This window comes from Sulfitobacter sp. 1A13679, assembly GCF_043557115.1.
Lineage (GTDB): Bacteria > Pseudomonadota > Alphaproteobacteria > Rhodobacterales > Rhodobacteraceae > Sulfitobacter > Sulfitobacter faviae.
In genome coordinates this window covers 1-3,657 of sequence record NZ_JBIFFO010000051.1, presented here as the reverse complement: position 1 = coordinate 3,657, position 3,657 = coordinate 1, and the positions used below count along the sequence as shown (strand labels likewise).

The 3,657-nt window shown below is 52.0% G+C and carries 4 protein-coding genes; all 4 read left to right on the top strand.

Annotated features, from left to right (window positions below; translation table 11 throughout):
* Positions 1-705: toprim domain-containing protein (locus ACGYLA_RS19395; RefSeq protein ID WP_394434612.1), on the top strand; the 705-nt coding region annotated here is incomplete at its 5' end.
* A gap of 472 nt (positions 706-1,177) precedes the next feature.
* On the top strand, positions 1,178-1,942 hold the full coding sequence (locus ACGYLA_RS19390) for a hypothetical protein (protein ID WP_394420160.1): 765 nt from the start codon (positions 1,178-1,180) through the stop codon (positions 1,940-1,942).
* Between the two features lie 50 nt (positions 1,943-1,992).
* Positions 1,993-2,226 (top strand): hypothetical protein, encoded by a 234-nt coding sequence (locus ACGYLA_RS19385; protein WP_394420161.1) that lies wholly within the window; start codon positions 1,993-1,995, stop codon positions 2,224-2,226.
* A gap of 307 nt (positions 2,227-2,533) precedes the next feature.
* A partial coding sequence (gene mobV / locus ACGYLA_RS19380) for a MobV family relaxase (RefSeq protein WP_394434610.1) occupies positions 2,534-3,657 on the top strand: 1,124 nt, incomplete at its 3' end.

Here is a 3,657-nt window from a genome sequence, read left to right as displayed (position 1 = left end):
GCTATAGAGGAAGTTAAAAAGGCGCCCAAGCGCGTTGTTGAGCGCAAGGCCGTTGTTTTCCAAAAACCCGAGCCTGTGCCAGACCACTGGGAGCATGTGGAGCGTTACTTAACGAAAGCTCGCAGGCTGTCATCGAAGCTGGTCGAAGGGCTTTACAGGCGTGGTGCAGTCTATGCCGACAGATTTAAGAACGTCGTCTTTGCAAGTGCTGGCATCGCGATCAAGCGTGGGACTGGCTTGAGCGACTTTAAAGGCCTCGCCACAGGATCGGATAAGAGCCTGTGCTGGCGGGCGACAGTCGGTCGAGAGAGCCGCAAATGGGACAATCTCATCATTGCCGAGAACCCCATCGACGCCCTGTCATACATGCAGATCCACGAGCTGACCGGCACCGCCTGCGCTACAGCTGGCGTTACGACTGTAATGCCAAAAAACGTCGAGGCAGCCGCGTGGGGCTCTATTGTTATAGCCTATGACAACGACAAGGTTGGAAAACTTGCCGCTCCTAAGCTCGCCAAGGACTTCGAGGACCACGGCTTCAAGAACGTCCGAGTCCATCACCCGGAAGCGCCAGTGAAAGACTGGAATGAAGCTCTGTGTAAAGCGGACGAGCAAGACGGCCATGACGCAAAGCCGGTTGACCCGGATCGCCCCAAGCGGCGGTTGCCGCCCGCCAGCAAGGCCCCGAAGCCCCCCGGCATGTGAACCGCGCGAGGCCCGCTAGGGCTTCGCTTGGCTCCGCCCTGGCTAATCCTCACCAGCCCCATCGAGGATCGGCCCTAGCCCCAGCCGCAGAGCCGCTTCAGAAAGCCTCAAGCCTTTCTTTTTCCCAGCAGCAAGCCCACCAGCGGCAGCTGGTGCAGCCAGCCGGAGGCTGGCGTCATCTTTCTACCGGGTGGACGAACCGGAGGTCGGACCCGGTAGAAAGAATAAGAAGGAAAACTATCTAAGTTATTGATTTTATTAGGGGGGTAGTTCGTTTAAACGAACTTTTTGTCCTATTTTTTGAACTTTTGAATGAAAATATGTGTGTTTTGTTCGTTTTTGGGTGTGTTTTTGCGGAAAATGATTTAGAGGTTATGAATAGGTGCGAACTTGGAGTTCGTTTTTAACGCAGATTTAATGAACTAGAAGTACATCTAAGGAGAACATAGAGTTCGCTTTAGAGGGGTGAAAAATGAACCAGAAGAAGAACACAGACAAGATTATGAAGAGGGAAAGAGAGCGGCCGCTCCTTCCTTCCGAAGAAGCGAAGAGCATGCCTAGGCCTTCTTTGAAGGCCTTTACGGCACATAAGGAAAATCCTTTTCTAGTGTCGATAATGGATGAAGGTTTTTCAGTTTCAGTAAGAAATACGCAGCAGCTGAAGGATGAAGTTGCTTACAACTACAAGACTGGTGAGGTTGGTGGTGCATTAACCATTGGCGTCACCCAGATGGTTGACCGTGAGCAGTTCGTGAAGCTCTTTTCAGCAGATATTACCACGATGCTGGGGCTGTCTCCGACAGCCGCACGGATCTTTTTTGTGCTGATTAATGAAGTTCAAAAGGTCAAGGACAGCGACAAGGTTTATCTGTCACTAGACATTGTAAACGACCTGATTGAACAAACAGCAGTGAAGATGAAGAACAGCCCGATAAAGGTCAAACCTGTCGGGAAAACGGCCTTCTATAAGGCTATGGCAGAGCTTTTACAGCACGACATTTTAGCCCCATGCAAGATCGGTCGAGACGCTTACTGGGTGAACCCAGCACGGCTCTTCAACGGCTCCAGAATCGTACTCGGCAAGCAGTACATCATTGAGCAAAACGAGCAGGAAGGCTTGAACCCTGCGTTACCCCGACCCAAGCAAATGGACTTGTCCGAAGTGGACGACAAGGCCAGCCCATATTCCCGCATCGATGAAAGCGGGGATGCCAGCCCTGACGAAACGTCAGATTAACCACAGCCCGTTACATAGGTAATGCAACCAGCCAGCATAAGGAGAAGCGCATGGCAAAGAAGAAACCGAAGTATCTAGAGCACGCCCCCGGAGCAGGGGAGAAGCTCAGCAACGTCAATGCAAGGGTAGAGCAGTCGCTTCACGACGACTTTAACAAATGCGTTGAGTTTGCACAGCAGAACGGCATGAAGCTCAGCATGACGAACGTAATTAAAACTGCAATGCGTGAGGCGATTGACGAGGTGCGTGCAATGCCGGAAGCGCAAGGCAAGCTCGACCTCTAGCATTATGCGTTTATCCCAGCTTGTCTCTGAACTGGCTATGTATTGTCACTTCGGAGACAGCGCCGGAGCTTTACGAGTTATCCACGAAATTGAAGCGCGGGGTGTTACCGTGCGTAAAGATCAGTAGCTTTACAAAAGGGGCGTAGCCCCGCGCTTCAAAAGTTCTTTGTGTACTCACTACACAAACGAATCGACCCTCCGGGCACGATTAGTTTGCTACATGAGCTTTTCCCCTTGGAAAAAGAAAGATTGTGGAAACCTTCTGGCCTTACCTCTTGTGTAGAACAATGAAGCAAATGGAGCAGCTATGGCGTATACGATCTTCCGAACTGCAAAGCTGAAAACCGGGGGCGAGATCGCCGCATCGGTTCAGCATTGCATGAGAACTAGAGCCACCCCAAACGCGATACCGGGCATTAAAAACCGGATCGTCTGGGGTAGTGCAGACCCTCAAAAGGACATTGACGAGAGACTTGCCAAGGCCAAAGGCCGCAAGAACTCGGTCAAAGTCATTGAGGTCTTATCGACCGTCTCCCCTGAGTGGTTCGAGCATGCCACCACCGATCAGGTAAACGAGTGGTGGAAGAAGTCATGCACCGAAATCATCAAGACTTTCGGCAAGGAAAATGTGGCTCATTTGCAGATCCATTTCGATGAATCGACCCCGCACATCACGGGCTATATCGTGCCGAACAAAGACGGCAGGCTCAATGCCAGGCACTGGCTTGGAGGCCGTCAATTGTTGTCCCAAATGCAGGACAGAATGGCCCAATGTGTGGCACATCTGGGCATTGAAAGGGGTGTCAAAGGCAGCAAGGCCAAGCACGACAGAGTCGCCCGTTTTTATGGTGCCATAGAGCAGGAAGTGCCCAGCTGGACCCCGCCCACAAAATGGGAGGCACTGACCTCTGACGACTGGAAGGAAGCCTTGCAGAAAGACGTCGAGACGATGCACCTGCAAGCTCAGGCTGGCATCACAGCCAGAAGCGAAACCGCTGGCGCTCGCGCTACCGCAAAGGCAGCAGCCAGTAAAGCGGAACGTAATGCAGAAGAGAAAGCGCGACTGAAAGAGCAGCTTGATGCAGCACGTGCCACGCCATTGCTTGAACTGGCGCAACGCTTGGCGCTTGAACAGGATAAAGACAAGAACTGGAAGGACGTTGACGGCGAGTTTGCCATCTCGATCACTGGCCAGAAGTTTTACGACCATAAAGCGGGGCAGGGTGGAGGCGGTGCAGTCGACTTCGTTAAGCATGTAATGCAATGCGACTTTACGACAGCAAGAGACTTTCTAATCTCAAATTATGGCGCAGACAGTTACGTTAGTAACGCAACAGATGAAGCACGGCGTAAAGCTATAGAGGAAGTTAAAAAGGCGCCCAAGCGCGTTGTTGAGCGCAAGGCCGTTGTTTTCCAAAAACCCGAGCCTGT

What these genes read in the sequence shown, in the direction of transcription:
- ACGYLA_RS19385 (WP_394420161.1), top strand. Translation starts at nt 1,993, where the DNA reads ATGGCAAAGAAGAAACCGAAGTATCTAGAGCACGCCCCCGGAGCAGGG.
- ACGYLA_RS19390 (WP_394420160.1), top strand. Translation starts at nt 1,178, where the DNA reads ATGAACCAGAAGAAGAACACAGACAAGATTATGAAGAGGGAAAGAGAG.